The organism is Streptomyces sp. SAJ15, assembly GCF_007595705.1.
In the GTDB taxonomy this organism is placed as follows: domain Bacteria; phylum Actinomycetota; class Actinomycetes; order Streptomycetales; family Streptomycetaceae; genus Streptomyces.
In genome coordinates this window covers 625,680-650,129 of sequence record NZ_NISY01000004.1, presented here as the reverse complement: position 1 = coordinate 650,129, position 24,450 = coordinate 625,680, and the positions used below count along the sequence as shown (strand labels likewise).

The following is a 24,450-nucleotide window of genomic DNA, read 5'->3' as shown; positions in this document are numbered from 1 at the left end:
CCCGTACTCGCACTAACCGCCCTCACACTGCCCAACGGGCGCGCCCTCCTCGCCAGCGCCAGCGACGACCACACCATCCGCCTATGGGACCCATCTAGCGAAGAGCTGCAACGAACCCTTCCACTCGACGTCTCCGTGACCACCGTCGCTGCCCAGGGGACCATGCTGTATGTGGGATCCAAATCAGGCATGCTCGCCATCCAAGTCATGTGAGGGCTCACAATCGTCTTGCCTCAGCAGCCACTGCCAGCCTCGACGTTCAAGCGCCGGGAAGGACTACGCCGTCCTTCGCCCAGGAACCTGTCTGTCCGTCTAGGTCGGGCGACTCTGATCGGGGGCCCGCCGACGGCTATTGCGACCCACCTCGTTTCCTTGTGGACTTGTGGTATGTACCGCTGGACAGCGTTGAACGACCGACAGCTCACGCTCCTCAGGGACGTAGCTGCCGGGAAGGATCCCGGCGCCCGGGACCCGGGCATGCGACGGTCAACCTATGCGCTGCGCGATCGGGGTCTCGTGACGGTGAGCCGCCGCGGTGGCGGCTGGCGGGCGGAAGTTACTGAGGCAGGGCGGTTCTACCTGGAGCACGGTCAGCATCCGGAGCATCCGGCACGCGGGCGCACTGCTGCTGGTGAGTCGAAGGCACCGGTTACCGTGGCGAAGGGCAAGGTCCGCGGCTCCACGACAACGGCGACAGCTCGTGGGAGCAAGCTGGCGACCACCCATAAGAGGCAGCCAACGCCGTACAGCGAGAGGCCTATCCCCGTGGCACGCCGCGCAAAAGCGACCAAGCTCGTGGAGCGATTGGTTGCCGAGCGCCATGTGGTCATATCAGAGCCTGACGAGGATGAGATCACCGAGTGGCGACGTGTCATCGACTTCGCCAAGCGGCACAAACTCGCGCCGGCGGGCAAACGCATCGAGAAGCAGCGATTGTGGAACGCGGGCCGTGATCTGCAAATCTCGCTGGTAGACGGCCCACATGCCAACTCTGGGCGGAGGTCGCCAGAGGAGAACCCGAGGGTTGCAGTCCCCGCGCAGTTGCGCTCGCCGCACCGCGTTGTGGCGGCCTTGCGAGACAGCGACCGCCGGCTTCTTATGCCGCCCTCTCTGCGTCGCCGTGCCTTGCTGCTGCTGCAAGGGCTCGCAGCAGAGGCGGAACGTCGGGGATACAACGTACGCGAGCAGCGGGTCCCTGAGCGTGACCACCGTTCAGCGCACTATTACAACGGCCGGTACTTCCCCGCGAGTTGTCGGGAAGGGGTGCTGGAGATCGTTATCGACAGCTTCACCAGCTGCGTCACTATCAAGCAGGAGTTTCCCCAGTCTGCCGATCCAGACCGCTCTCAGCAGCTAGCTCTGGACATCGGGTACAGCCGGTCCAAGAGGCAGCACCACTGGGGCGACCGCAAGCGGTCGAAACTCGAGGACGTCCTCGGGATCGTGCTCCGGGAACTGGAGACTCGCGCGGTCGAGGAGCAGCAGAGGAAGCTGGATGAGGAACGCGCGAAGGAAGAGCGCCGCATCAGCTGGGAAGCGGCCATGGCTACCGCCAAAGAGAAGGCTGCTCAGGCTCGCTTCGCAACGATTCTCCGTGAGCAGGCAAGGCAGTGGCAGGATGCGGATGCGCTCCGCCAGTACTGCGACGCTCTGGAGCGCAGGATCAATGTAGCGGTGGACGAGGACGTCGACGTCGAATCGGCTCGTGTCTGGTTGCGGTGGGCGCGCGACTACGCAGAGACCCTCGACCCGCTGACACAACTACCGACCATGCCGTCCGGGCTGACGTTCGAGCCGGAAGATCTCAAGCCGCACCTCAACGGGTGGAGTCCCTACGGTCCGGAGGCGCACGCATCGGCTTGGAGCACTTTCTGAGGGGAGGCGTGCCTCGCCTTTGTGTAGTGCGAGCATCGCTAGCCGCGCTCCTGACCGATGCGCCAGGGCCGCGCCGTCTGCACCCGAGAGCGCGGCCCTGTCTGCGGTGAGCAGCCTCGTTGCGAGGTCACTCCGGGATGCTTCCTCCTCCTGGTGTTGCGGAGTCCACGCCTGATGCGCCTTCCGTTTGTTCGAGGTGGTGCACTGCGGCGATCTCTGCAGCGAGCGCCTGCCGAGCCTGCCTGAGGCGTTCGCGGTGCTTCCTCAGTGCCTGTTGGGTGCGCGCGAGGGCCTTTGCTTGACGTGCCTCCAGCTCAGTGAGCCTGGCTATCTGCCGTTCGGAGTGAGCAATCTCGTCTGATCGCAGAAGGGTCGTGGGCCGGCGGGCGACCGGTCTACGGGCTGGCGTGCGTTCCTTGTTCATCTGTGCGTGGGCGAAGGACAGGAACTCGTCGCGGGGGATGTACTTCACGCGCCTGTCGCCGATACCCGTCAGCAAAACGATCTTCGGGAAGGTTGCGTGGCGCTTGGCCCAGTTGCTGACGGTGGAGCGAGTGACGCCGACGAGGGCTGCTCCGGCGGCGAGGTTGATCAGTTCGTCTTCGCGTCCCTTGTACTCGGGTCGGAGCCACGTGACGGACTTGGGGTCGCTCACGCCGCCTCGCTCTCGTGGTACTCCGGGAGCAGCGTTTCGATGATCGCTGTCCGATGCTCCGTCCTTGGCGGTTGTACGGCGAGGTCGTAGCCGCCTCCGGGCGCTTTGCCGGGCAGGTGCCGTTTCTCGATTCCTGTGCGGATGGTGCGCACGGGCCCGCCTGTGTCGAACCAACCCTTCGGGTACAGGTGCGTGGCGTGGGTGGTCCAGTGCCGGCCTCGGCGTTCGGGGAGTGGCGGGAGGTCGCGCCATCCCTCGTGGGTGTGGTCGTGGGCGTCTTCGACGGCTTGGTCAGTTCGTCGGCGGTCGGGGCCTTCCCAGGTGCAGCCGAGGCATGCACCTCGGTGGAGGTAGGTCCAGAGGTCGCTGGATCCGTCCGGGGCGAGGCGGCCCCAGTTGCGGACGAGGACGGTGGGCTGGTGATCGGCGGTGGGTTCGGGCGGTGTGTGATGCGTGAAGCCGGGGTGTCCCCAGGCGATGCGCCAGCGGTCGCGGCTGTTGCTGTTCTTGTCGCGGTAGTGGGGCAGGTAGTCGGTGTGGCGTGTGACGGCGCCACAGCGTTCGTCAGGCGTGGTCATGAGGTGCGTCTCCAGGGGCCCCGGCGGTTGCCGGGGCCACCGTGTTGGTCAGAGGGTGTCGAGGTCGGGTCGGCTTGCGGCGAACTCCGCCGCAGCCTCGCGGTACGTCGCCAGGAGCCGGGCCGGGTCGCACTCGTTGCGGATGCCGTCGAGCAGCAGCTTGGCCATCGTGTAGCCGGGGTAGATGTCGAGGGCTTCGGCGAAGGCGTGGCTGGCGGTGACGGTGTCGCCCTGCCGCCAGGCGACCCAGCCGAGGAGGGTGAGGGGCGGCGGAGCCTTTCCGGTGTGCGGCGGCACGCAGCGCCGGGCGAGGTAGCCCCACAGTTGCCGCTCGTAGGGAAGGTCGCTCTCCTCGCCGGTGGACAGCGCGGCGTCCCTCGTGTGCAGATCTTGCAGGCCGAGGATGATGCGGGCGGAGATCTCGTCCATGAGCTGGGGACGGCCGTTGCGGAAGTCGGCCAAGGCTCCGTTGACGATGTCGATGGTGCCGAAGCGGGCGAGGAGTCGGCCGTCCTCGGTCTGGACCTGGTCGTAGTAGTAGGTGGCTGCTGCGTCGAGGGCTTCGCGGTAGCGCACCGCGGTGGTGTCGGTGGCAGGGCGGTATTCGCTGGCGACCTCGACGGCGTGCTGAAGGTGCGTCAGGCGGTGGGCACGGCCCTCGCGGGCGGAGGCGAGCCAGTTTCGGGGGTCTTCGCCGTCGATCGTGCCGAGGTGTATGCCAGTGGCCAGCTCGTAGTCGGGGTCGGTGGTGATGGCGTCGCGTAGGGCCAGCCGCGCGGCGATGAGGTCGCCTTGCCGCCAGGCGACGAACGCGAACAGCGTCAGGATGGGCACGGCCTCCTGTGTGAACGGTTCAGCGCAGTGCCGCGCGAGGTAGGCCCACAAGCGTCGGGCGTGGGGAAGGTCGCCGTCGTCCGCGTGGGCCACGCCGGCCTCCACGGCGGCGTCGTCTTGCAGGCCGACGATGAGCTGCGTGGTCAGGGCGCGGCTGAGGGCGGTCGCCCCGTCACGGAACCGGCCTATGGCGGCGTCGATTTGTTCCAGCGTCAACGCGAGCGTGGCGTCGCGTCCGGCGTTGGTCGCGCACCGCGAGTTGAAGTGGTCGGCGGCGGTGTGCAGGTCCTGGAGGAACGCGGGGTCTGCCGTGGCCGCCCGGAACTCCTTGATGATGTCGCGGGTGCGGGGGCCGGGAGTGCGGCCGAGGCGGGTCATCTGTGCGGCGACGCTGGTGGGGTCGTCGGGCGACGGGAGCGGGTCGCCCTCGCAGCACCCGTCGATGTCGCACTCGTAAGCCCACCACCGGTCCGCGACGAGGCCGATCGTCTGGAGGACGTTGGCGCGGTGCTCCATGAACTCGTTCGTGAGCCAGGTGCCGACGGGGGCGAGGAGCGCGGCGGTGTCCTCGGGGCTCTGGCCGGGGCGCGGTTCGCGGCAGAGATAGATGATGACGCCCTCAGCGAGGTCATGGCCGCGGTCGTGGGCGTAGGCCACGAACTGGCGGGCAGCGTGCTCGGCGGTGGCCTGCCACTCGGCGCTGTCGTCGGGGAGGGGGCACGTCATGGTCGGCCCGTCATGGAAGTTCGGGCCGGGCGCGTGGAGGGCGATGCTGTCGTCCGGGTAGTGGCCGAGGAGGTACGGCAGGATCTGGGCGAGGTTGGGCAGGCTGGTGACCTGCACGGTGTTGTCGGGCGTGCTCACTTCTGGGTTCCTTCGTTCTGCGATGGGGTGTCGGGCTGCCCGATGCGGGCGGGTGGTGCGGGGGCGGGTATGCCGCGTGGCTTGTTCGTGAGGGCTGGGAGCAGCCGTTCGCGGACGAGTGCGACAAGGTCGGCGGCGAGGGCTTTGCTGGTGCGGGTGGTCAGGACGGCGTGCCAGGTGCGGCCGGGTTGGAGTCGGGCGTCGTTGGCGGCTTGTGCTTCGGCTTGCTCGATGTCGGTGCCGTCGGGGATCGGCGGCAGGTGGGGGCCTGCGGTGATCCAGGTCTGGATGGCGAGGCCGCAGGCTTGGACGCGGAGGCCGATGCGGTGGCCGTCGGGGTGCTGGTAGGCGGCGGTGCGGTCGGGGGTATCGGTGTCCTCCTTTCTCCATGGCGGGTCGAGGGTGGGGGCGATCTGGTCGAGGGGCGGCAGGTCGATCTCGTCGCGGGGTCCGGCGAAGGCCGGGCGTCGGCGGCGTGGTGCTGGGGTGGTGCCGGGTCGGTCGAAGGGGTCGGGTTCGGTCACGCGGCGTTCTCTTTGCTGGGCATGAGTTCGTCGAGGAGGGCGAGGGCGCTGCGGTGGGCGATGATCGTGCGGGCCGTGTCCATGTACCGGTCGCGCTGCTCGAAGGCTTCTTTGGCTTCGGCGCGGGTCTTGGCGTAGTCGTCTTCCGGTGCGAGGGAGTCGGCGCAGCCGATGAGGCAGCGTGGGCCGAGGTCCCAGATGATCGCGTTGACGGCGGCGCATCCGGCGGACAGCGAGTCGATGTCGTTGCCGTACCAGTGGAAGTCGTGCGGGTTGAGGCCGAGGTCGCGCAGGCGTTGGGCGACGGAGCGGAACATCGTGCCGGAGCCGACGGCGGGTTCGCGGAAGGACATGCCTGGCTTGGCCAGGTCCTTGTCCACGGTCATGTTGGCGAGCAGGTCGGTGACGCACGACGGGGTGTGGTACTCGCCGCGCCACTTCTTGTCGCTCTTGTGGCGGAGGCCTGTGAGCAGGGGGCTGAGGACGTCGGCTTCGGAGCGTTGCCAGGGGTCGTCGTGGCCGGTGAGGTCCATCAGGCCGGTGTTGATGGCGGCGCGGGTGACGGCGTGGACGGCGCGGAGCTGCTGCTTGTCGGGGTCGGGGTTCCAGGCCCAGTCGTGGAGGCGTATGGCGCGGTTGATCAGGTCGGGGCGCTTGATCCAGTGGCCGAGGTAGATCTCCTTGAGCAGTTGCGGGAGTTGTTCGGGCTGGAGGTTGAGCACCCAGTCGGCCAGGCCGGGGACGTTGCGCAGCAGGGAGAGCCCGGCGACGGTGCCGAGGGGGACGTCGATGCTGCTGCCGCCGAAGGACTGGTACCAGGCGTCGAGGACGTTTTCCGCGATCTTGCGGGCGTGCTCGTGTGGGTCGCGTGGGGCGGCGTAGCGGCGGGCTGTGATCTTGCCGGTGGGGCGGGCCTTGGGCTTGGGCGGGGGCTTCTTCGCCCACGACGGTGCGGGCCGCGCGGCGGTGGCCGGGGCTGCCGCGCGGGGCAAGAAGTCGTCGGACATGACGGCGGGTTCCTTTCTGCGGGCGCGCATGGGGCCGCCCCGGTGCGCAGGGCGCGGCCGGGGCGGCGTGTGGATGGGGTTGGGAGCGGGATCAGTTGGTCTGCTGGAGGTCCCGGAGGGTGGCGAAGATGCCGCGGATCTCGACGTCGTAGGCAGCGGCGGGGTAGCCGGCTTGACGCAGGCCATTGATGAGGAACATCAGGGCCGCTTCGTCGGTGTCCATGTCGCTGATGAGCTGGTCGAAGCTGGTGTCGCGCAGCTCGTCGGGGCGGTGCTCGTAGCCGATGTGCAGGGTGTTCTCGATCTCGGCGAGGGTTGCGGCGGTCTGCTTATCGGTGAGGCCGAGCAGGGTGGACCAGGCCGCCAGGGTGGCGTCGTCAACGGGGAGCTTCACGGGCTGATGCCTTTCTGGTGGGCCGTGCCCGGCCGCGCAGGGCGGCCGGGCACGGGCGGGTCAGGAGGTGGGGGCGGTGGGGAAGGGGTTGTCCCGGTGGTCGGGGTGGCAGGCGGCGTACAGGCCGCCGGGGAGGCGTTCGGTGATGACGCCCCATCCGGCCCAGCGCATGACGGCGAGGTAGCCGAGGTCTCCGCCCGCGAAGCCGGTGCGGCGCTTGGCGTCGGGGTCGGGCTTGATGAACACCCAGCCGGGCAGGTCTCCGGTGTCGTCCGGCATGACCTGGAAGCCGGGGCGCAGTTCGTGGACGCCGTCGGTGTGGATGGGCGGCATTCCGGCGGCGGTCAGGATGCGCACGGCCTCCTGGACCTGCTTGTGGCCGTGGTACTCGGGCAGGGTGCCGACGCCGGTGTGAAGGGGCCGCTCGTACGGGAGGCGGCCGACGGCGGCCTTGTAGATGGTCATGAGGAGTTGGGCGTCCTCGCGGCGGCCGGCGCGGCGCATCGCAAGGTTCGCGACGATGGCGATGGAGTGCCGGTCCTGAGTGAACAGGCGGCGGAACTGGTCGAGGGTCATGCCGGTGGTCACCTGCACGCGGGCGAAGGTGCGTGAGGCGAAGCGGACGGCGTATGCGACGTGTTCGGGGTCGAGCCCTATCTGGTGGGCGAGCTCGCGGACTCCGGGCGAGTAGTCGGTCATTGGGTCTCCAAGAGGCACTTGCGCGTATGGGTGCGCCCCCGGCGGTGAGCCGGGGGCGCGGGGTGCTGCTGGGGTTCGGGGATGGTTAGCGGCGTCCGCCGCATCCGGCGTAGCCGCAGCCGCCACAGAAGCCGCCGCTGTTGCACTCGCAGCCGCATCCGTGATTCTGGGTTTCCATTCCAATTGCCCTTCCCATTCGGGCATTTCCCGAATTCCTTACTTATATCTTAATGGCAAATACCCCAGAAGCAAGGCATGACCGACTGAATGCGCATTTAATTTCCGCAATTCAATTTCCTAATTCGCGGCTGCCGGAATGAGATCGGGCCAGCGGACGGCCTCCAGCGCACGGCGGTGCGAGTCGGGTACCGGCACGGTCGGGTAGCCGAGCCAGTCGAGTCCCATCGCGGCGAGGATCGTGGCGTCCGCCTGGTCGTAGCGGCCCGGCCCTTCGCACGGGACGCCGTACCGCTCGACGGCCACCGAGCGCACCATGCCCTTCGCGATCCGGGCCCGGTCCTTGCGCGGGAAGTCCTGGGCCGGGTTGGCCCGGCCGGTCGCGTAGATCGTGCGCCCGTGCGGGGTCACCACGGCGTAGGGGATGCGGTGACGCCACAGGTACTGCGTGACCAGCCACCACAGCCCGGCCAGCTCGTGGTGCCCGGCCTGCCCGCCCTGGGCGTACGCGGCGCCCTCGACGACCACCAGGTCCGCGCCGTCCTTCACGCTCAGCGCGACGGCCGCGAGCAGCCAGTCCAGCCGCTCGTGGCTACGGCGGCGGCCGGGCCGGTGGGCGCGTGCCCAGTCCGTCCCCGCGATGCCGGTCGAGGTCAGCGACAGGTCGAGACCGAGGACGCGCGGCTGCCACTCCCCCTTTTCCTGCACGCTCGGCAGCGTCACCGGGGCACTTTGGAGTTCGGCGGTCACGAGGCCCCTCCCGCGCGCCGGAGCACCTCGGCGATCGACAGTTCCTCCCGGAACGGGACGCCCAGCTCCTCTTCCAGGTCGGCGTACTCGCGCGCCAGCTCGGGCCGGAGCCCGGCCGCGCAGGTCAGGTCCGGAACGGAGGCGAGGACGCACAGGCTGCACGAGAGGCGGGACATGCCGGCGTCGTACGCCCAGTGGTAGGGCAGGCTGCGGTCCCGGATGCGCTGCCACACCTCTGCGGTGCTCCAGCGCAGCACCGGGTACCACTGGGTCACGGTGCGGCGCCCACTGCTGGCCCGGCGGTCGATCTCGACGGCGGGCCGCCGGGCGCGGGCGCGGGACTCCTCCGCCCGGAATCCCATGACGTGCACGATCCGCGCCGGGCGGCCGGTGATGCCCAGGGCGTCCACCTGCTCGGTCACGAACCGGTGCGCCACGCTCCGCTTCATGTCCGAGGTACAGAAGCGGCTCAGGAAGTGAGGAAACTGGCCGCGCGCCCGGATGCGGTGCACCAGGGAAGGCCACTTCGCCGAGCGGCGAATCTCGAAGGGCAGCCCGTAGTGCGCGGCCTGGCGGCGCGCCAGTTCGACGGTGCCGGGCCACTCCACGCTGTGGCCGCGCGGAGTGGTGCCGAGGTCAATGTGCAGGACCACCATGCGGTCGCGGACCCCGGCCTCGTCGCCCAGGCGTACGACCTCATCCATGGCCACGATGCTGTCCTTGCCGCCGCTGTTGCTGATGACGATGCGGTCGGCGGCGGACAGGTCGGGCACCGGCTCGGGGCCGTGCACGGCGCGGGCGCTGACCAGTTCTATCTGGCCGCTCACCGCTGGCCTTCCCCGGTCGCGGAAAGGTGCTTGCTGATCAGGCGCTCTGCCTCGGCCATGGCCGGTGCCTTGTGGCGGTCGACCCACTCGCCGTCGTAGCTGCCGACCGGCCCCCACAGGTACCAGCCGGTGTCGTGGTAGCCGTCCTTCGGGCTCCTGCGGCGGTGGCCCAGCTCCCACCAGCCGTCGCGCCAGCGCCACAGGCGCTTCGCGGCCGGGTCGGGCACCCAGCCGGCCCGCTCGGCCAGGGTCTGGAGGCGTGCCAGGTCGGTGCGCAGCATCGCCGCTTCGGCGGCGGCGTCCAGGTCGCGCGGGGCGGGGCGCTCGCTGCCCGTCTGGTGCGCGGCCGAGGCGGGATGCAGGCCGAGCTGTCGTACGGCGTCGTCCCTCTGGCGCGCGACGCGCCGCAGCAGACCGGCCGCGCCGACTATGCCCCGCTCCTCCAGCCACTTCGCGGTGGCGTCGATCTCAACGCCCACGGAGCGGTCGTTCATCTCGAACTCCTTCGGTGGGGCCGTCCCGGCGACTGCCGGGACGGCCCCAGGTGCAGCGGGTTACGGGCGGGCGACCTTGGGGGTCTTGGGGTCCTTCTGGATGCAGTTGCCGGACTCGGGCATGGCCCGGCGGCCCGCGACGAGGTCCTGGAACCGGGCACCGGGGCGGAACTTCACGACCCGGCGCTCGGCGATCTCCACCGGCTCACCGGTCTGCGGGTTGCGGGCGGTGCGGGCAGGGCGCACCTGGGGGGTAAGGCTGCCGAAGCCGGTGACGGAGACGACTTCACCGGCGGCGACGGCGCGGACTATCGCGTCGAGCGCGGCCTCCACGGCGTCGGCCGCCTGCGCGCGGTTGCCGGTCGTCTTCGCCACGGCCTGGATGAGCTGGGCCTTGTTCACAGAGGGATTCCTTTCGATTCGGCTGGGCCGCAGGAGTCGAGGGCGGGCGCGCCACGCAGCGGGCCACGGGTTCAGTCCGTAGCCGGGGTCCGCGAGCTGGCCACACACCGGAGCACGGGAGCGCAAAATATGATTCATGAATGTCACCTATCTCAGCTCAGTCGGGCAGGCGGACGAGGAACTTGCCGACCTCGAGCACGTGGGAGATGGGCAGCGCGACGGCCGCGTAGTCGGCCGAGATCAACCACGGCTCCTCGCCGGAGCGGGGCCGGGTGGGCACGACCCACTCCGTACCCGTCCAGTCCGCGTAGCGCGCCCCGACCTCGAGGAACTGCCCGGCGAAGAGGAACAGGCGGGTGCGCAGCGACGAGGACCATCCCTCGCCCGGCACCGGACCGTCCCAGCCGTGCGGGGTCTCGAGGCCGAGGAAGTCGGGCCCGGCGGTCACCAGGGTGCCCACCGGTCCCAGGGAGCGGAACTCGATCGCCTCGCCGTTGCTGCCGGCGTTCAGCCACCGGGACAGGTCGTCGGCGCTGAGCTGCACGGGGCGCCCCTGCGCCAGCGGGTGCTCGCGCGCGTCGATCACCAGCCGCAGCAGGGCGCGCCACGGGAGGCGTCCGCCGTGGGGTGCGGCGGGGACGGTGAGCTGCGCGACGCCCTCGGTGAAGCGGAGCAGCTGGTGGCCGCGGCTGGTGACGTGCTCGACGGTGACGGTGTCGGACGACTCCAGCCAGCCGCGCAGCGCGGTGGTGTCGTCGTAGCCGACGGGGGCCGTCCACACCTCACCCGCGACGGGAGTGCGGGCGACGGCGAGCGTCCGGTCGCTGCACGCGACGACGTGGAGGTGGCCGGGGGTGCAGTCGAGGATCAGGGCGTCGAGGTCGTTGGCGTCCTCGTCCGCCTGGAAGCGGTGGGGGGCGGCCTGGTCGAGGATGGCCGCCAGGTCGCGGGCTTTGACGGTGAACATGGTGGGTCTCCGCAGGAGTTGTAGGGGTGGTGATCAGGAGCCGGAGGCGCGCTTGCGGGCCCGGCGGGCCTGCTGGGCGAGCCGTCCGGCTTCCAGGCACAGGGAGCAGGCGCGCTCCCCGCGCCGGTTGTGGGCACGGGCACCGGCTTCGGTGCCGTGGGTGATCGGGCGTCGGCCGCGCTCGCGTAGTTCGGCGGGCTGAGCGCCCTCGCAGGTCGCGAGGACCTGCCCGTTGTGCCAGAGCCGCCCGCCGCACACGCCGTCGAACAGGCTCGTGCTCGGCATGACCAGGTCGATGCACTGCGACCGGAACGGGCAGCCCTGGCAGGCCGCGAGGAGGGAGAGGACCAGCGGCTCCGTCGGGGCTTCGGCCACCGTCTCCTCGGACGTGAAGCGGGCGTCCCCGGCGCAGGGGGCCTGGGCGACCCACCCGTTGCCGCTCATCTGCTCCTCCTCCCGTGCGCTAGGCGGTCGGCGGCAGCGGCATCAGGCGGACCTGATCGCTGGTGCTGAGGCCGAACGGGTGGGCGTAGTCACCGGGCAGCGGCATCAGGTGCCGGTCGGCCAGGGCAGGGAGGGCGAGCATCTGGGCGATGAGCCCGGCGAGGGCGGTGTCGCAGGCGGGCGGCCAACCCGGGCGGGGGATCCGCACCGGAGTGCCGTCGTCGGCGACGCCTTCGAAGATCTCGATGACCCGCCCGGCCGCGCGTCCGTCCACGACGATCGCGGTCGCCTCCGGGTGGTGCTCGCGGACCAGCTCGGCAACGCGGGCGGCCCGGTCGGCCGGGGGCAACTCCAGCAGCCAGGAGTTGCCGTCGGAGGCAGAGTTGCGATGGACGGACGCCCACGCCGGAGAGGAGTAGGGAGCGAGCGCGGCCTGCACGTCGGACTCGATCTGGTCCGCGATGTCGTCGAGCGGGTGCTCGTCCTCCCCGTCGCGGTTGTCCCACAGCTCGGGGCAGGTTCCCAGGGGGCTGGGCTGCGCGCCCAGCACGCCGTGCAGGTCGAGGGTGCGGGAGCTGTAGAAGGCGAAGGTCACGTAGACCGCCTCGGGGCAGGCGGCGCGGATCTTTGCCGTGATGTGGTCGAGCACCGCGAGGCAGTGCGCCTTCTCGATGCGCAGGCGCTCGGCCTCCAGTTCCTCACGCTGCGAGCAGAGAATGGTCAACTGGTCGTGCGCTGCCGGTGTCATGGCAGTGATGTCCTTTCTTCTTGGGGGTTAGGCGAGAACGGGCTTGAGGCGTTCGCCGATCCAGCGCGCGACGTTGACCGACACGGCGTTGCCGGCCTGCTGGGTCTGGGCGGCCTTGGTGCCGACGACCTCGTACGTCTCGGGGAACCGCTGGGCTGACAGCTGCTCGCGGGGCTGCAACATGCGGAAGTAGCAGTCCTCGATGGCGGGCGCGGTCCGCACGATGGCCGCCGAGTCGCGGGTCGACAGGGTGTGCAGCGGCTCGCCCGCGGTCTTCGGCGCGGCCTTGCGGTACGGGATCACCAACGTGTTGCGGGCCCGGGTGCGGACGTTGCCGTCGGGCACGACCAGGCCGTGATGGCGGGCCGTGGCGATGGTGCTCAGCGGGGCGTCGATCGGCGCGGCGTCGCAGTTGTTGCGGAACTCCACGATGAACGGGTCCACCGTGACGAGGGCTTCGCTCTCGCGGGTGGTGCGGGTGCGCATGGGCTCCTCGATGGGCGAAGCGGTGTCGTTCCACGAGCCGCCCACCGGCACCAGCAGGGCCTCACCGAGCTTGGCCGTGCGGGTGGGCAGCGGCCGGGTGTGCGGGGCGAACGCGCGGTCGGTGCCGTCCTTGCCGTGTGTGAGGGTGACGACGGACGGCTCGTAGGGGAACTTCGCCAGTCCGGCCGCGATGCGGCGCATGGTGTTCGGCACCAGCGGGCGGGCGCGGTCTCCGATGCGCTGGCCGATGTCGTCCCACATGATCACGTCGGAGGCGGGCCGGACGTACGGCTCCACCAGCGCGTGGCCACAGCGGCTGTTCGGGCAGCGGTAGTCGTACTGCTGCTGGTACTTGCCGACCTTCACCCGCGGGTCGCGCCAGCTCTGGCGCGCCTTGACGTCCCGCCCGCACTCGAAGCAGTACGCCAGTGGACGGGGGGCGAGGTCGGGGCGGCGGATCCCGGTGAGGGTGAAGACCAGGTACACGCGGTCGCGCCACTGCGGGGCGTACGGATTGGTCTCCGACCCGATGTGCGCGGAGGACACGGAGACGATCTGGACGCGGTAGCCGAGCTTCTTCATGGCGCGGATCCACTCGGGGAACAGCAGCCAGTCGGTGATGAACTCGACGACGTTCTCCACGACGACGCACGGGAACCGCTTCGCCTCGGCGGCGCGCAGCACGCACCAGGCGGTCACCCGGGTCATCTCGAAGGCCTCCGGGGGCAGTTCGCGCCACTGCTCCTCTTCCTCGAACAGCGCGTCCTGCGCCGGGTCGGGCCGCTTCTTCCCGCCGGCGGGGCTGACCTCGGTGCAGATGACGCTGGCCCACAGCACGAGGGCCTTCGGGAGCCAGCGCATGGGGTAGTTCTGGATGTCAGCGCAGCGAGCCGCCGCATTCGGGTGGTTGAGCCCGAACGTGTCGACGGCGGTCTGCCAGTGGTTGATGCCGAGGATGGGTTCGAAACCGGCTTCCAACAGGCCGGTGGCATCTCCGCCCGCTCCGCAGAGCAGGTGGATGGATCGGGGCACGGTCTTAGGTCTCCAAGAGGCGGGGCCGCCCGGCCCGGATGGCGGGCCGGGCGGCCGTGGTCAGAACTCGTCGGAGGCGCGTAACGCGCGGTGGTGGCGGCTGTCCTCGATGCCGAGGGCGGTGAACCCCAGCAGGCCGAGGGCGCACACGATCAGCAGCCAGATCACCGGTCCGCGCCCCCGGTGGGGCGCGGTGCGGGGCGCGGCCGGTCAGTCATCGCTGCGGGTGACGCGGACGGTCGTGATGTGTCCGGCGCACTCGAACAGCGCCAGCGGGTAGCCGTCCGTCTGGGGCCGCTGCCAGACGCGGCGGTAGCCCTCGTGGTCGGTGAGTCGCTGGGACCACTCCGAGAAGCGGGCGATGGCGGTGGCCGCGCCCTCGATCCCGGCGATCTGGTTGTGGCTCGCGCCGTACGGCGCGGTGTGCGTGGCCGAGACGATCAGCTGGGGTGCGCGGCGGGGAACGTCGAGGCCGTCGATGCGGGCCAGCAGCGGGATGAGGCTGTTCCGGTGGTGGCGCTGGGGGCCGTTGGGGGTGGAGTCGTACAGGACGGTGTGCCTGTCCGCGTTCTCCACGTCCTGGCGGACGGCCGTCCAGCCGTTCACCTCGTCGGGATCGGCGGGCAGGCTGTGCTCGGAGGCGATGATCAGCTCCGTGCCGTCCCGCAGTTCGGCGCGGACGAAGAACTCTCCTCCTCCGGCGGTCTCGATGTCGGTGACCCAGCCCGCGTAGCGCAGCGGGGTGATGACGTGGCTGTAGCGGTGGAACAGCCGCTGCCACAGCGGGTCGGTGGTGCGGTTGTGGTCGGGCAGAGCCGCGATGGTGGTGGTCATGTGCTGGTCTCCAAGAGGGTGTGCACGGCGGGCGCACAGAAAGCACGCCCGCCGTTGAAAAATGTCACCTATCTCAGGTGAAGCGGATGTCAGACGGTGGGCAGTTCACTGCGAGCGAGGATCTGCACCGACCACATCCGGCGACCGCGGGTGACGACGCAGCCGATCGCGCGCCCCTCATGGGGCAGGACGAAGCCACTGCCGCCCTCCTCCTGGCTCAGGTCGCTGACGAGCTCACGCACGCCGTGTTCGGCGCACTCGGCCGAGCAGTACAGGTGGCCACCGAGGCGCGGTGCGGCCGGTGAGCCGTGGATGACTTCGGCGACCACGACGTAGACGTCGGGGGCCGGGGTGAGTGTGTCGGTCAAGGTGGTCTCCAAGAGGTCGGCGAGTTCGGCGGGTTCCGAACTCATGCTTATATCTTAATGGCGTACACCGGGGCGTCAATGTTTCCGCTCTTGGGAACGCCCCTGTCTCCGGCGGGAGTTGGCGCCCATCTCGCGTCCCATTCGAGCCAGGTCCCGCACTCGCTGGCGGGCCATCTCCAGGGCTTGTTGGTCCGTTGCCGCGACGCGCTGCTCCTGCTCGGCGAAGAACTGCCGTAGCCAGTCCTGTTGCTGGCGGTGCTCGCGGTCGGCCGCTTCTCGCCGCGCCTGCTCCCTCCCGGCACGCGGGTTGGTCCCGCACCCCCGGCAGTTGCTCACCGGCTCGGCGTGCTTCGGGCAGCCCGCCCGCTGCGGTTCTCCGCGCTCCGCCTCCGGCTCCCCTGCGGCGTCAGCCGTGGGGGTAGGGGGGTTAGGAAGAGAAGAGGAAGAAGGAGGAAGAGAAGGGGTTTCCCCAGGGGAACCCGCTCGGTTTCCCTGCGGCAACCCACTGGGTTCCCCTGGGGCAACCCTGCCCGGAGCGTCATCAGGGTTCCCCTGGGGCAACCCTGGCTCCGAAGCGGCCTCGGCGGCGGCCCGTGCCTCTTCCCGCGCGGCGACGTCCTGCTGTGTCCGGGCCGCCGACGACGGCTTGCGGCGCGCGGTCTTGCGGGCGAGGCGGGGGTTGGTCGGGGCACGCTGCGCCGCCCGGCGCCACTCGATCAGCTCCTCCGTCGACGGGATGGGCGGCACGCCGTGCGGGAACACCCGGTACTCGGCGCGGCGGCCGACCCGTCCGACCGTGACCCGCTCGACCAGGCCAAGGCCGACGAGCTGCGTCACCACCGTGATGACCTGCTTCTCCCCTACGCCGGCCCAGGCCATCATCCGCTCCAGGCCCGGCCGGGCCAGCCTGGTCTGGTCATCGGCCGAGTCCGCGATCTTCATGAGGACCAGCTTCTGCGTGGTGTTGATCACCTCCTTCGGCAGGTAGGCCGCCACCACCATCAGTTGGATGCTCACCGGCACCTCTCCGTGTTCCGTCCCGTCCCCGCCGCGCCGGGGCGGGGACGGAGCACCCGGGCTCCGCCCCCGCCGACTGGCGCGATCAGGGCTTCTTGCGCGCGGTGACGTTGATGCTCACCGCGGTCCGCCGGTCGTGGTCGAGGCGCGTGGGCACGGGGATGCCCACCTCCTTCAGCGTCGCCTTCATCGACGCCGCGTCCGGCACCATCGGCACCTCCAGCCCTGCGCGGCGGTACAGCGCGACCATCGCCTCGACGTCATCGACCTTGGTCGGGTTGCCGCCGCTCCACTTCAGGACGTTGTCGCCGTAGACGCCGGGTTCAGAGCCTTCGAGCTGGGCGCGCAGGAACTTCTGCCGGTCCTTGAGCGGCTTGATCTGCTCGGAAACCTCGGCGTACTCGGCCAGCACCTTCGCGCGTTCCTCGTCGTCGTGGATGAGCTGGCTCTGCGGCGAGCGCCCGGCGACGAGCGGCCCCCAGCACGCGGTGCGGAACGGGCAGTGGTCGCAGATCGCGGAGATGCCCGGCCCCTGGAAGGTGCGCGGCAGTTCCTCCGGTGAGGCGGCGGCCCGCACCTGCTGGACCCACCAGCGGGCACGGCGGGCGCGGTCGGCCTCGTAGGCGATCTCCTGAACGTGGTCGTCGCCCGAGTCGCGGTTGATGAACCGGAAGCGGATGCGGGCGACCGGTACCGGCCCGAGGTGGGCGAGCTGCCGCTGGCCCCGGACGCTGGCGAAACCTTCCGTGCCGAGCAGGTCGGCGTACAGGTACACCTGCCGCAGCTCGGCCTCGCTCGCGCCGTACCGCAGGACACTGTCCCACTGGTACGTGCTCTTGGTCTTCACGTCCTCGACGGTCGTCTCCTCGGCCGGGAGCGTGGGGCGCAGCCGCTTGGGGAGCCGTGCGGCAGTGGCGCTGTCGAGCTGGACGGCGTCGATGTGGCCCCGAAGGGTGGCGTCCTCGACGCGGCGCTCGACGAGCCAGCCGTACTCCTCGCGGGCGGCCTCGAGTATCCCGGCGTGCAGCCAGGTCCCGAGGATCGCCTTGCGCTTCTCACCGACATCGGTCGGGGTGCGGCCGTGCAGGAGGTATCCGGCCCGGCGTGCGCACACGGTGTCGCTGGCACCGAGCTTGGTCTGTTGGGAGCGGGGGCGGCGTGCGTCCGCCGCGTGAGCGGCGGGCCACAGGCTGACGGGCCGCTCCGGCGCGATGGCCATGGTGGTCACGGTGTTCTCCAAGAGGATGGGGTGCCGCCCGCCGACAGCGGGCGGCACCCGGTGTCGTCAGGGGTCAGGAGGCGCGGCGGGGCGCGGAGGTCGACTTACGCGGGGTGCGCTTCGCCCGAGCCGGGGCCTCGTCGGACTCTGCGGCGGTGTCCGGCTTGGCCTCTGCGGCGGCCTTCTTCGCGCGTGCCCGCTTCCTCGGCGCGGGCTTGTCCGTGCTCTCGTCCTGGTCCCCGGCCTGGGAGTCCTCGGCGGACTCCTCCTTCGCGTCGCCGCCCTTGTCGTTGCCGCCGTTGTCGTTGCCGCCGTTGTCGTCGCCCGCTTCGAGCCCGGCAGCCTCGCGCAGGCGTCGGGTCGCCTCTTCCGCCTCGCGGACGACGGCTTCGGCGTCGGCCCGCGCCATCTCCTCATCCACGTACACGCCGGACAGGTCCTGCGGTGCGGCCATGCGCAGCGCGCCGGCCTCGGCGCACTTGCGGAGCATGTGGGCGGGCATCTGCTGCCACATCTTCGCCACGACGTACGCGCCCTGCTTGCGGTCGTAGTACGTCGGGGCGAACTCGTCCCAGCGGGCGATCATGGGGAACCGGCTAGTGCCACGCAGGACGGTGACCTTGACCGCGGCTGGGTACGCCTTCGACAGCCAGACCTCGTGGGCGTTGCCCTCGGAGTCGTAGTAGACGGTGTCCTCGTACGAGATGGACTCCCCGGCCTTGATAGCCGCGCGGTGGGCCACCGTGCGGAAGCCGTCGATGCCGGTCTGGATGGTCCAGGTCTTCTCCGGCTCGTCGGGGTTGTCGGCAGCCTTCCAGTTGGTACGGCCGATCATGTAGATCTGCCGCGCGAACGGGTCGAGGCCGGACCGCACGCAGAAGTGGAAGAACAAGGCCAGTTGGGCACGCGGCGCCTGGGCAAGTCCGGGGCTGATCAGCGACAGGGCGGCCACCTGACGTGCGTCGAACTCGACTTGGTCGGCGCGCAGGACGACGGCGCTCTGAGAGACGCTGCGTTCGGGCAGCTTCTCGGGGCCGGTCGGCACCGGTGCGGCCGACGCCGTGTCGCCGTCCTGCTGTTCGGTGGGTTGGTTCATTGGTCGTGTCTCTCCAAGAGGGTTGGTTCACTCGGTCCGCAGGCTGCGGACCTCGAAGGCGCCCGCCCATTCGGGGTGACGCTCGATCAGGAGCCGGACGTACCGGCTGCGGAAGTTGTTGTTGAGGCGGAACTCGTCGCCCTCGGTCGCCGTGACGTAGCGCCAGCGCAGGACCTCGAAGAGCATCCCGATGCCGACACGGCTCGCGCCGCGCTTCAGGTAGTCGGCAGTCAGGGCCTCCAACGCGCGCAGCACCCAGGGGTTGAGCTCGTGGAACGTCTCGAACTGGGCCTGGATCGACGCCGGCTGACCGTCCGGCTGCCTCACGGTGTGGATGACCAGGCCCGGTATCTCGTCCTGGACGGCTGCCATACCCACCCCCTGGTGGCTTCTTTCAAGAATGTCACCTATCTTGCGGGTCGGCGAGCAGATGATCAACCCCACCGGTTACAGGCGCGACTTCACACGCTCAGCCCGAGGTCAGACCGAGGCCCGATCAGTCGCTTCCTCCATGCGCGCCTCACGGGCCTCATTGGCCGCCGATGCGGCTCGCAAGGCATCGACGGCGACGTTGGAGTCGGGGTGCTTGAGGACGTAGAGCGAGAGGGCCCCTTCGAGGACCAGGGCCTCTCGGGCATCCATGGCCACGATCTCGCCGCCGTCCGGTGTGGCGGTGAACTGCACTGCTGCCTCCTTGGTGAACTGCGGACCCCGTAGCGGGGATTACTTATATCTTATTCGCGATTCGGGGCTAAGTACAGTGTTTGCGCAGGTCAGAGGGCCTTTCGGGCGTGGCGGCCTCGGGTCAGCACGCGACTGCCGGGCCCGTCGTAGGTGCCATCGCGCAGGGCGGCGACGACCTCTTCGTCCACGTCCCAGGGCAGGCTCCGCGCGCGCTCGCGGAGCTTCGGGACGGCGTCGAGGACGGTGTCCAACATCCAGAGCATCGACCCGGACAGCAGCCAGTCATGCTCCGGGAACCGCCCTGTCGCGATGGTCGTCGCCAAGTTGCCCTGGGCGGGCAGGTGGAACAGCTCGATGATCTCCTGCTGGCCGACGATCGGCGGCAGCTCATCGCCCAGGCCCGGCTCCCAGCCCTCGCCCTGCTCCGCGATGATCCGTGCCTTCACGTCCAGGTCGACCTGCCGGAACCGCGCCGTGGTCGCTCCCCACCCGGCCGCGAAGCCAAGCGGCCAGTACCGCACCCCGCTGACGACGATGGCGGTCTCCGGATCGAGAACGCTGCCGCGGCTCGGGGACAGCCACTGCGCGACCTGCTTCGGATCGACGCGGTACAGCGCGGCGAACTCCTGGTGCCCGACCAGATACGGCTTGCCCCGACTCATCCCCGTCCTCCGGTGTCTGCCCTGGATGCAGAGGGCAGCGTAGCCGTACGCGCACGCCGGCGTACGCGGCGGTCGCTGCTATGGTGGCGGCGGTCTTTTCTCCAAGAGGCCAAACGGCCCCCGCTTCGGCGGGGGCCGTGTGCGTTGCCGCGCGCTCTACGCGGTCTTGCCCTCGGGCTGGTCGGCGGTGGAGCTGAGCCGGGTCGAGCCCTGTTCCTTCCTCTGTCGTGTGAACCGCAGGGCGTGGATGGTGCGCCCGCCGGTCGCCTCGCGGAAGGCGGTCGCCACCTCGGCCTTGGTCAGCCGCCGCCCTTCCAGCGTGAACAGCGGTCCGTCCGTACGGGCCCCGATCAGCTCGCGCAGCGCGTTGGCCGCCGACACGGTGATCCCGGCCTCGTAGACGCCGCCCTCCTTCGCGTGCCGGATGACGACCAGACGGTCATCCAGCTCCGCGTCCGGCACGTCGAACGCCAGGACCTCATCCAGCCGGACCTCCGACTCCCAGAGCAGTTGCCACACCGCGCGGATGGCGGCCGGAACTGCCGGGTCCGCCAGCGCGGTGTCCACCTCCAGGTCGGTGACGAGCAGGTCTGTCGTATCCATCATGACCCCCAGGCCGCAGGAACAAGTGCGCCCTCACGCTATGCGCGCTGTCGGACAACACCGCATGACAGCCTGGGTGTTCGTCTCAGCCGCGGGCCAGGCTGAAGGCGGTGAGCACCACCGCGGTGATGCTGGCCAGTACGGCGAGGGTCGGCAGCGGCCATCTGGTCTTCTCCAGCGCGCTCACCCTTTCCTCCAGGTCCTCCAGGGCCTTGTCCGTTTGGTCGCTGCGCTGGACGAGCAGCGCCAACTGTCCGTCGATGCGGGCGAATCCGACCTCCAGCGCCTGGCGCAGCTCCGCCAGGGCGAGCGCGACCTGTTCTTCGGGCACGGTCCTTCCTCCTGTTCTCTCGCTGCCCGGTGGTCAGTGCTGGGGTGTGGCCGGGTCGCGCTTCATCGGTAGCCACGAGGCCGTTCCGGGCCTGCCCAGGACGGTGCCGAGGGTGGACTTCAACGCGCTGAGCGCGGCCGGTATGGCGGAGACCGCGGCGGCCTGCCACGCCGACAGGGACACCATGTCCGTCGTGCTGGAGGCTGCCATCAGGCCCAGCAGCGCCTGGAGGTAGGTGGCAACGGTGCGCTCGGCGACATCGGCAAGGGCCTGCGGCATCGGGTCGTGCTCCTGGTTCGGGGTGGTGGGGGTCGGGTCGGCGGCACCGGCCTGGCGCGGGACGCGCAGGTCCGCCCACGTCTGCGGGCCGGGAATGCCGTCGGCATCGGCGCCGTGGTGGCCGCGCTTGATCTGGTAGGCCGCATACGAGCGGCGGTGCGCGTCGTTCCACACCGGGCCGGGCGGCCTGTCGTAGGAGTCGCAGCCCTCAGCGATCAGCCGCTTCGCCATCGCGGCGATCACCGGGGAGGAGCGGCCCTCGCGGAAGAACTGCTTGCCCGGGTACGCCGCGTACTTCGGTGTCGGCTTCGGGTCCGGCTTGGGCTTCGGCTTCGGCTTCGGCTTCGGCTTCGGCTTCGGGTCGGGCTTCGGCTTGCCGGCGTTCTTGAGGTGCCGGGCGACCCGGGCGCGGAAGTCGTCCATGTCGATGCCGCCCGGGTCCGGCTTCCCCGGCTGCCACTCCTTGTGGCCGATGACGGAGTGCTCGTTCCAGCCGTGCGCACGGCAGATAGCCGCCGCCGCCCGCGCCATCGCGTCGAGCTGGGCCGCCGGCCACGGCTGACTCCCGGTGTTGATGCACTCGAAGCCGTAGAAATGCCGGTTGCCGTCGGTATCCGCTTCGTTGTCGCGCGGGAGGTCCGTCTTCTCCGCGATGACCGCGAGCAGGACGTCGGTGTCCCCCATGCCGGCATGGTTGGTCCGGCCGTAGCCGACCAGGTGGATCGTCCCGGACCGGTCGATGACGTCATGGCACAGGGGGCCTGGGAGATCCTGGTAGCCGACGCGGCACAGCTCCACCATGTCCTTCTCGGAGCTGTACGGCCCTGTGTGGTGGATCATGACCCCGTTCGCGGGGCCCCAGTTGCCGTGGGTGTTGCGGTTGTGGGTGCGCCATTTGCCGTGCTCGACCACGCCGAGCCCGGCGCCCTTCAGCACGGACAGGAACCTGTCCGCGCTCAGCGGTGTAGCCACGCGCTTCGTCCTTCTCCCCTGCGCCGGATGGCAGTCGGCCGTGGCCGCCGCGGCGGTCCGGTCCCTCGGGAGTGCGAAGCGGGTGGAGGGTCACCCAAGCGTCATGCTAGCGGCGGCAGACCGGCTGGTGGCCGGGGTGCGCAGCCGGTCAGGTGTCGGCACGGTCGGCCCGGAACGATGTGCTGTCGAGGCTGATCCAGGACGCGCGGACGCTGCCGCCGCCCTGGACGCGCAGCCGCACCAGGCCCTTCGGGTCGATGTCGAGCTGGAGGCTGCGGCGTACCGCGTCGGAGGCGACATCGACCGTGCGCGGCGCTTCCGGCCAGTACCCCTCGGGCAGCAGCGCAACCAGTTGCTCGTCGGAGGCCCGGCCGCTCGCCAGTCCGATACGGCCGCAGAACTCGGTCGTGTCCCAGTGATTGGCGCGGAACTGCGGCGGCTGCTCCTCGTCGGGGACGGTGGTGTCGCCGGTCAGCGGAAGGTCGCGCCACTCCGGGTACGGCGCGCGGCGGGCGCGCTCCAGGGTGACGACCCGCTTCTCCAGCTTGGCCAGTCGGCGGCCGAGGTCGGCGATCGTGTCCGGCACCTACTGCTCCTCTTCCTCGCCCGCCTCGTCCTCGGGCTTGTTGGTGCGCTCCAGCTTCAACGTCACGCGCTCTGCCGTCTCACCCTCGCCAGGCCGCACCGTCCAGCCCACGATCCGGCACCAGCCGTCGTACTCGGTGTGCGGCTCGAACAGGCGGATCCTCACGTCGTCCCCGATGCGCAGAGCCTCGATCGGTGCCGCCGGGTGGTCGATGATCTCCAGCTCGGTCAACGAGGGCAGGACCTGGCGGGCCAGCCGTTCACGGCGCGCCCGCTGCTTCAGCTTCGCCTCGTCCTTCTCGCTCGTCTCCAGCCGGTGTTCCAGGCGCAGGCGGCCGTTGCGCACGCCGTCCACGACGACCTTGCGCTTCTTGCCCTCGCCCGCGCCCAGGCCGATGACCCACTGGGCGTAGGAGTCGGCGTCCTTGATGACGTGCGGCGTGCCGACCACGTTGGCGCCGGTGGTGAACGTCAGGTCCTCGCGGCGCCGGCCAAGGCGCGGCGCACCGAGGATGATGCGGCGCTCGGCGCGGCGCCCGCGCCATGCCACGGTCTCCGACCACTCCAGGCCGTCATCGATCTCGGCCATCTCATCCACGATCTCGCCGAGGTTACGCGGATCGGTCTTGGAGGTGCTGTACGGGTCCTTCGCGGTGCCGGTCTTCGCCTTCGACTTCGTGTCGTCCACGACCACACCGAGGTCGCCGTCTGGCTGGGCCTGCGCGTAGGCCCACACATCGCGGATCACCTCGCACGGGTCCGCTTCGATGTACGGGCCGCGTCCGCCGAGGTTGCCGTGCAGGTCGAAGCGGCGGTGGAGGTAGCTCGTGAACCCGGAGGCTTCGACGGGCAGGGTGTTGCCCTCCGGTTCGGCGCGCCACAGCAGCCCGCCCCAGTCGAGGCGGGCGTTGCGCTCGACGAGGAGCACCGTGTCGCCGGCGTCGAGCGCATCACCAAGGGAGCGGCGGAACGCGGTCGGCAGAGTGGCCTTCAACGAGCCAGTCCCGGATATCTCCGGGCCGTACTCAACCTCGCTTAGCGGCAGGTTCCAGTGCAGAACATCGCCGGTCGCGGCCCGCGCAACGATGTAGCGGTAGTCGGCCATCGTCACGCAGGCCCTTCCGTGAACGCGACGTCGAGCGTGACCGTCGTGCCCTTGGCCACGGTCAGGTCGCCGTCGCCGTACTTGTCGTTCTGGTTGATCTCGACAGCCAGGTGCTGGCGGGTGCCCCGGTAGGCAGGCGGCACAGCGAGCGTGTCGGCCAAGGTCACGGACGAGCGGCGGGTGGTGGTGCCGTCGTCGTCCACAACGGTCGGCTTCGCGGCGCGCTCCCCCAGCCGCGTGCGCAGCTCGGCGTAGACCGGTCCCGCTTCGGCACGCAGGCCGGACAGGGTGACGACGATGGCGGCCTCCGTCGCCCATGCGGGGATGTCGAGATCCCAGGCGGCTTCCTTGGGCCAGGCCGCCCACTGACCGTGCTTGCCGGGCACCTTCTCCGTGGTGGTCGGGTGCACGGTGCGCAGGGTGCGCTCGGTGCGCGGGTTGGCCAGCCGCCGCAGATCCGTGATCATCTCGGCGGTGATGGTCGCGGTGTTCCGGGGGATGGTGAGGCGGGCGAGCGGGATCGCGGTCATCTCCCGCAGCGCGGTGGTGTCCTGCGCGCCGATGTTCTGGATGAGGTGGAAGTAGCCGATCTCCTGGCGGCGCGGGTCGCGGTCGCCTTCGAACTCCGGGTCCTCGATGCGCAGCACGAGCAGGTCGGTGCGGGCGACGGGCCCGGTCGGCGGCACGTCGACCACGGTGTCGCCGATGTTGGACTGGGTGTAGGCCCCTTGCCACGGCCGGACACCGTGGATCAGAGCAGAGCCATCGCCCACGCGGACACCGGGGCCTGGAGTCTCCAGGGGGCGGACCTTCAGGTCCTCACCGCCGGCGACACCCTGCCGGCCTCGGGCCAGGTCGCGGATCATCAGGCGCATCGCGCGGGCGGAGTGGTCGGCCCCGCGCACCATCATCGGGGGTTGCAGCGTCACGAGTGCTCT

The 24,450-nt window shown here is 70.2% G+C and carries 30 protein-coding genes and 1 pseudogene; 2 read left to right on the top strand and 29 right to left on the bottom strand.

The window, feature by feature from the left end; translation table 11 throughout:
- Together CD790_RS35180 and CD790_RS15460 are read left to right on the top strand one after the other, a co-directional pair.
- Positions 1–213: WD40 repeat domain-containing protein (locus CD790_RS35180; RefSeq protein ID WP_222108250.1), on the top strand; the 213-nt coding region annotated here is incomplete at its 5' end.
- 264 nt (positions 214–477) lie between these two features.
- Entirely contained in the window at positions 478–1,875 is a 1,398-nt protein-coding gene (locus CD790_RS15460) for a hypothetical protein (protein ID WP_260867591.1), read from the top strand.
- 127 nt (positions 1,876–2,002) lie between these two features.
- On the opposite strand, the gene CD790_RS15455 is transcribed toward CD790_RS15460, so the two are convergent.
- The 29 genes and pseudogenes from CD790_RS15455 to CD790_RS15320 all read right to left on the bottom strand — a co-directional run bounded on the left by CD790_RS15455 (position 2,003) and on the right by CD790_RS15320 (position 24,441).
- Positions 2,003–2,530, bottom strand: a complete 528-nt coding sequence (locus tag CD790_RS15455) for a hypothetical protein (protein ID WP_144383756.1) — start codon at positions 2,528–2,530, stop codon at positions 2,003–2,005.
- A complete protein-coding gene (locus CD790_RS15450) occupies positions 2,527–3,108 on the bottom strand; it encodes a DUF6349 family protein (RefSeq protein ID WP_144383755.1) in 582 nt (193 codons plus the stop codon). The genes CD790_RS15455 and CD790_RS15450 overlap by 4 nt, the downstream gene beginning before the upstream one ends.
- 48 nt (positions 3,109–3,156) lie before the next feature.
- A complete protein-coding gene (locus tag CD790_RS15445) occupies positions 3,157–4,806 on the bottom strand; it encodes a DUF4192 family protein (RefSeq protein ID WP_186319027.1) in 1,650 nt (549 codons plus the stop codon).
- The gene (locus CD790_RS34610; protein ID WP_186319026.1) at positions 4,803–5,330 is read right to left on the bottom strand and encodes a hypothetical protein; all 528 of its coding nucleotides are present in this window, start codon (positions 5,328–5,330) and stop codon (positions 4,803–4,805) included. The genes CD790_RS15445 and CD790_RS34610 overlap by 4 nt, the downstream gene beginning before the upstream one ends.
- A complete protein-coding gene (locus tag CD790_RS15440; RefSeq protein ID WP_186319025.1) occupies positions 5,327–6,337 on the bottom strand; it encodes an N-6 DNA methylase in 1,011 nt (336 codons plus the stop codon). Before CD790_RS15440 ends, CD790_RS34610 begins: the two co-directional genes overlap by 4 nt.
- 91 nt (positions 6,338–6,428) lie before the next feature.
- A complete protein-coding gene (locus CD790_RS15435; protein ID WP_144383752.1) occupies positions 6,429–6,731 on the bottom strand; it encodes a hypothetical protein in 303 nt (100 codons plus the stop codon).
- 60 nt (positions 6,732–6,791) lie between these two features.
- Positions 6,792–7,430, bottom strand: coding sequence for a hypothetical protein (locus CD790_RS15430; RefSeq protein WP_144383751.1), 639 nt, complete (start codon positions 7,428–7,430; stop codon positions 6,792–6,794).
- Positions 7,431–7,727: 297 nt separating this feature from the next.
- Complete coding sequence (locus CD790_RS15425) at positions 7,728–8,357, bottom strand: hypothetical protein (protein ID WP_260867590.1); 630 nt, start codon at positions 8,355–8,357, stop codon at positions 7,728–7,730.
- On the bottom strand, positions 8,354–9,184 hold the full coding sequence (locus tag CD790_RS15420) for a phosphoadenosine phosphosulfate reductase family protein (RefSeq protein ID WP_260867589.1): 831 nt from the start codon (positions 9,182–9,184) through the stop codon (positions 8,354–8,356). Before CD790_RS15420 ends, CD790_RS15425 begins: the two co-directional genes overlap by 4 nt.
- Positions 9,181–9,678, bottom strand: coding sequence for a hypothetical protein (locus CD790_RS15415; RefSeq protein ID WP_144383750.1), 498 nt, complete (start codon positions 9,676–9,678; stop codon positions 9,181–9,183). The genes CD790_RS15420 and CD790_RS15415 overlap by 4 nt, the downstream gene beginning before the upstream one ends.
- 60 nt (positions 9,679–9,738) lie before the next feature.
- Positions 9,739–10,080 carry an HU family DNA-binding protein gene (locus tag CD790_RS15410; RefSeq protein ID WP_186319024.1) on the bottom strand — a complete coding sequence of 114 codons (342 nt, stop codon included), beginning with the start codon at positions 10,078–10,080 and terminating at the stop codon, positions 9,739–9,741.
- 157 nt (positions 10,081–10,237) lie between these two features.
- Positions 10,238–11,047, bottom strand: a complete 810-nt coding sequence (locus tag CD790_RS15405) for a hypothetical protein (RefSeq protein WP_144383748.1) — start codon at positions 11,045–11,047, stop codon at positions 10,238–10,240.
- Positions 11,048–11,080: 33 nt separating this feature from the next.
- Entirely contained in the window at positions 11,081–11,491 is a 411-nt protein-coding gene (locus CD790_RS15400) for a hypothetical protein (RefSeq protein WP_144383747.1), read from the bottom strand.
- 19 nt (positions 11,492–11,510) lie between these two features.
- The gene (locus tag CD790_RS15395) at positions 11,511–12,239 is read right to left on the bottom strand and encodes a hypothetical protein (protein ID WP_144383746.1); all 729 of its coding nucleotides are present in this window, start codon (positions 12,237–12,239) and stop codon (positions 11,511–11,513) included.
- A 27-nt stretch (positions 12,240–12,266) separates the two neighbouring features.
- Positions 12,267–13,757 (bottom strand): DNA cytosine methyltransferase, encoded by a 1,491-nt coding sequence (locus CD790_RS15390; protein ID WP_144383745.1) that lies wholly within the window; start codon positions 13,755–13,757, stop codon positions 12,267–12,269.
- Positions 13,758–13,967: 210 nt separating this feature from the next.
- Positions 13,968–14,591 (bottom strand): hypothetical protein, encoded by a 624-nt coding sequence (locus CD790_RS15385; protein ID WP_073751623.1) that lies wholly within the window; start codon positions 14,589–14,591, stop codon positions 13,968–13,970.
- Positions 14,592–14,680: 89 nt separating this feature from the next.
- Positions 14,681–15,004, bottom strand: coding sequence for a hypothetical protein (locus CD790_RS15380; protein WP_144383744.1), 324 nt, complete (start codon positions 15,002–15,004; stop codon positions 14,681–14,683).
- 30 nt (positions 15,005–15,034) lie between these two features.
- Positions 15,035–15,976: a helix-turn-helix domain-containing protein gene (locus CD790_RS15375; protein ID WP_144383743.1), complete on the bottom strand. Its 942-nt coding sequence runs from the start codon at positions 15,974–15,976 to the stop codon at positions 15,035–15,037.
- Between the two features lie 85 nt (positions 15,977–16,061).
- Positions 16,062–17,195: a PD-(D/E)XK nuclease family protein gene (locus tag CD790_RS15370; protein WP_073752970.1), complete on the bottom strand. Its 1,134-nt coding sequence runs from the start codon at positions 17,193–17,195 to the stop codon at positions 16,062–16,064.
- 73 nt (positions 17,196–17,268) lie between these two features.
- A complete protein-coding gene (gene bet / locus CD790_RS15365) occupies positions 17,269–18,291 on the bottom strand; it encodes a phage recombination protein Bet (protein WP_144383742.1) in 1,023 nt (340 codons plus the stop codon).
- A gap of 27 nt (positions 18,292–18,318) precedes the next feature.
- Complete coding sequence (locus CD790_RS15360; RefSeq protein WP_107417801.1) at positions 18,319–18,663, bottom strand: hypothetical protein; 345 nt, start codon at positions 18,661–18,663, stop codon at positions 18,319–18,321.
- Between the two features lie 108 nt (positions 18,664–18,771).
- On the bottom strand, positions 18,772–18,975 hold the full coding sequence (locus tag CD790_RS15355; protein ID WP_144383741.1) for a hypothetical protein: 204 nt from the start codon (positions 18,973–18,975) through the stop codon (positions 18,772–18,774).
- An 89-nt stretch (positions 18,976–19,064) separates the two neighbouring features.
- Complete coding sequence (locus CD790_RS15350) at positions 19,065–19,637, bottom strand: hypothetical protein (protein WP_144383740.1); 573 nt, start codon at positions 19,635–19,637, stop codon at positions 19,065–19,067.
- A 156-nt stretch (positions 19,638–19,793) separates the two neighbouring features.
- Positions 19,794–20,243, bottom strand: coding sequence for a tyrosine-type recombinase/integrase (locus CD790_RS15345; protein WP_144383739.1), 450 nt, complete (start codon positions 20,241–20,243; stop codon positions 19,794–19,796).
- A gap of 82 nt (positions 20,244–20,325) precedes the next feature.
- A complete protein-coding gene (locus CD790_RS15340) occupies positions 20,326–20,571 on the bottom strand; it encodes a hypothetical protein (RefSeq protein ID WP_144383738.1) in 246 nt (81 codons plus the stop codon).
- Positions 20,572–20,907: 336 nt separating this feature from the next.
- A pseudogene (locus CD790_RS15335) lies at positions 20,908–21,822 on the bottom strand (peptidoglycan-binding protein); the annotation flags it as partial.
- Positions 21,823–21,970: 148 nt separating this feature from the next.
- Positions 21,971–22,408: a hypothetical protein gene (locus CD790_RS15330; RefSeq protein WP_144383736.1), complete on the bottom strand. Its 438-nt coding sequence runs from the start codon at positions 22,406–22,408 to the stop codon at positions 21,971–21,973.
- Entirely contained in the window at positions 22,409–23,518 is a 1,110-nt protein-coding gene (locus CD790_RS15325; RefSeq protein ID WP_144383735.1) for a hypothetical protein, read from the bottom strand.
- Entirely contained in the window at positions 23,515–24,441 is a 927-nt protein-coding gene (locus tag CD790_RS15320; RefSeq protein ID WP_144383734.1) for a hypothetical protein, read from the bottom strand. The genes CD790_RS15325 and CD790_RS15320 overlap by 4 nt, the downstream gene beginning before the upstream one ends.
- Between the last annotated feature and the right edge of the window lie 9 nt (positions 24,442–24,450).

What these genes read in the sequence shown, in the direction of transcription:
- CD790_RS15460 (WP_260867591.1), top strand. Translation starts at nt 478, where the DNA reads ATGCGACGGTCAACCTATGCGCTGCGCGATCGGGGTCTCGTGACGGTG.
- CD790_RS15450 (WP_144383755.1), bottom strand. Translation starts at nt 3,108, where the DNA reads ATGACCACGCCTGACGAACGCTGTGGCGCCGTCACACGCCACACCGAC.
- CD790_RS15440 (WP_186319025.1), bottom strand. Translation starts at nt 6,337, where the DNA reads ATGTCCGACGACTTCTTGCCCCGCGCGGCAGCCCCGGCCACCGCCGCG.
- CD790_RS15430 (WP_144383751.1), bottom strand. Translation starts at nt 7,430, where the DNA reads ATGACCGACTACTCGCCCGGAGTCCGCGAGCTCGCCCACCAGATAGGG.
- CD790_RS15415 (WP_144383750.1), bottom strand. Translation starts at nt 9,678, where the DNA reads ATGAACGACCGCTCCGTGGGCGTTGAGATCGACGCCACCGCGAAGTGG.
- CD790_RS15405 (WP_144383748.1), bottom strand. Translation starts at nt 11,047, where the DNA reads ATGTTCACCGTCAAAGCCCGCGACCTGGCGGCCATCCTCGACCAGGCC.
- CD790_RS15400 (WP_144383747.1), bottom strand. Translation starts at nt 11,491, where the DNA reads ATGAGCGGCAACGGGTGGGTCGCCCAGGCCCCCTGCGCCGGGGACGCC.
- CD790_RS15395 (WP_144383746.1), bottom strand. Translation starts at nt 12,239, where the DNA reads ATGACACCGGCAGCGCACGACCAGTTGACCATTCTCTGCTCGCAGCGT.
- CD790_RS15385 (WP_073751623.1), bottom strand. Translation starts at nt 14,591, where the DNA reads ATGACCACCACCATCGCGGCTCTGCCCGACCACAACCGCACCACCGAC.
- CD790_RS15380 (WP_144383744.1), bottom strand. Translation starts at nt 15,004, where the DNA reads ATGAGTTCGGAACCCGCCGAACTCGCCGACCTCTTGGAGACCACCTTG.
- CD790_RS15370 (WP_073752970.1), bottom strand. Translation starts at nt 17,195, where the DNA reads ATGGCCATCGCGCCGGAGCGGCCCGTCAGCCTGTGGCCCGCCGCTCAC.
- bet (WP_144383742.1), bottom strand. Translation starts at nt 18,291, where the DNA reads ATGAACCAACCCACCGAACAGCAGGACGGCGACACGGCGTCGGCCGCA.
- CD790_RS15360 (WP_107417801.1), bottom strand. Translation starts at nt 18,663, where the DNA reads ATGGCAGCCGTCCAGGACGAGATACCGGGCCTGGTCATCCACACCGTG.
- CD790_RS15350 (WP_144383740.1), bottom strand. Translation starts at nt 19,637, where the DNA reads ATGAGTCGGGGCAAGCCGTATCTGGTCGGGCACCAGGAGTTCGCCGCG.
- CD790_RS15345 (WP_144383739.1), bottom strand. Translation starts at nt 20,243, where the DNA reads ATGATGGATACGACAGACCTGCTCGTCACCGACCTGGAGGTGGACACC.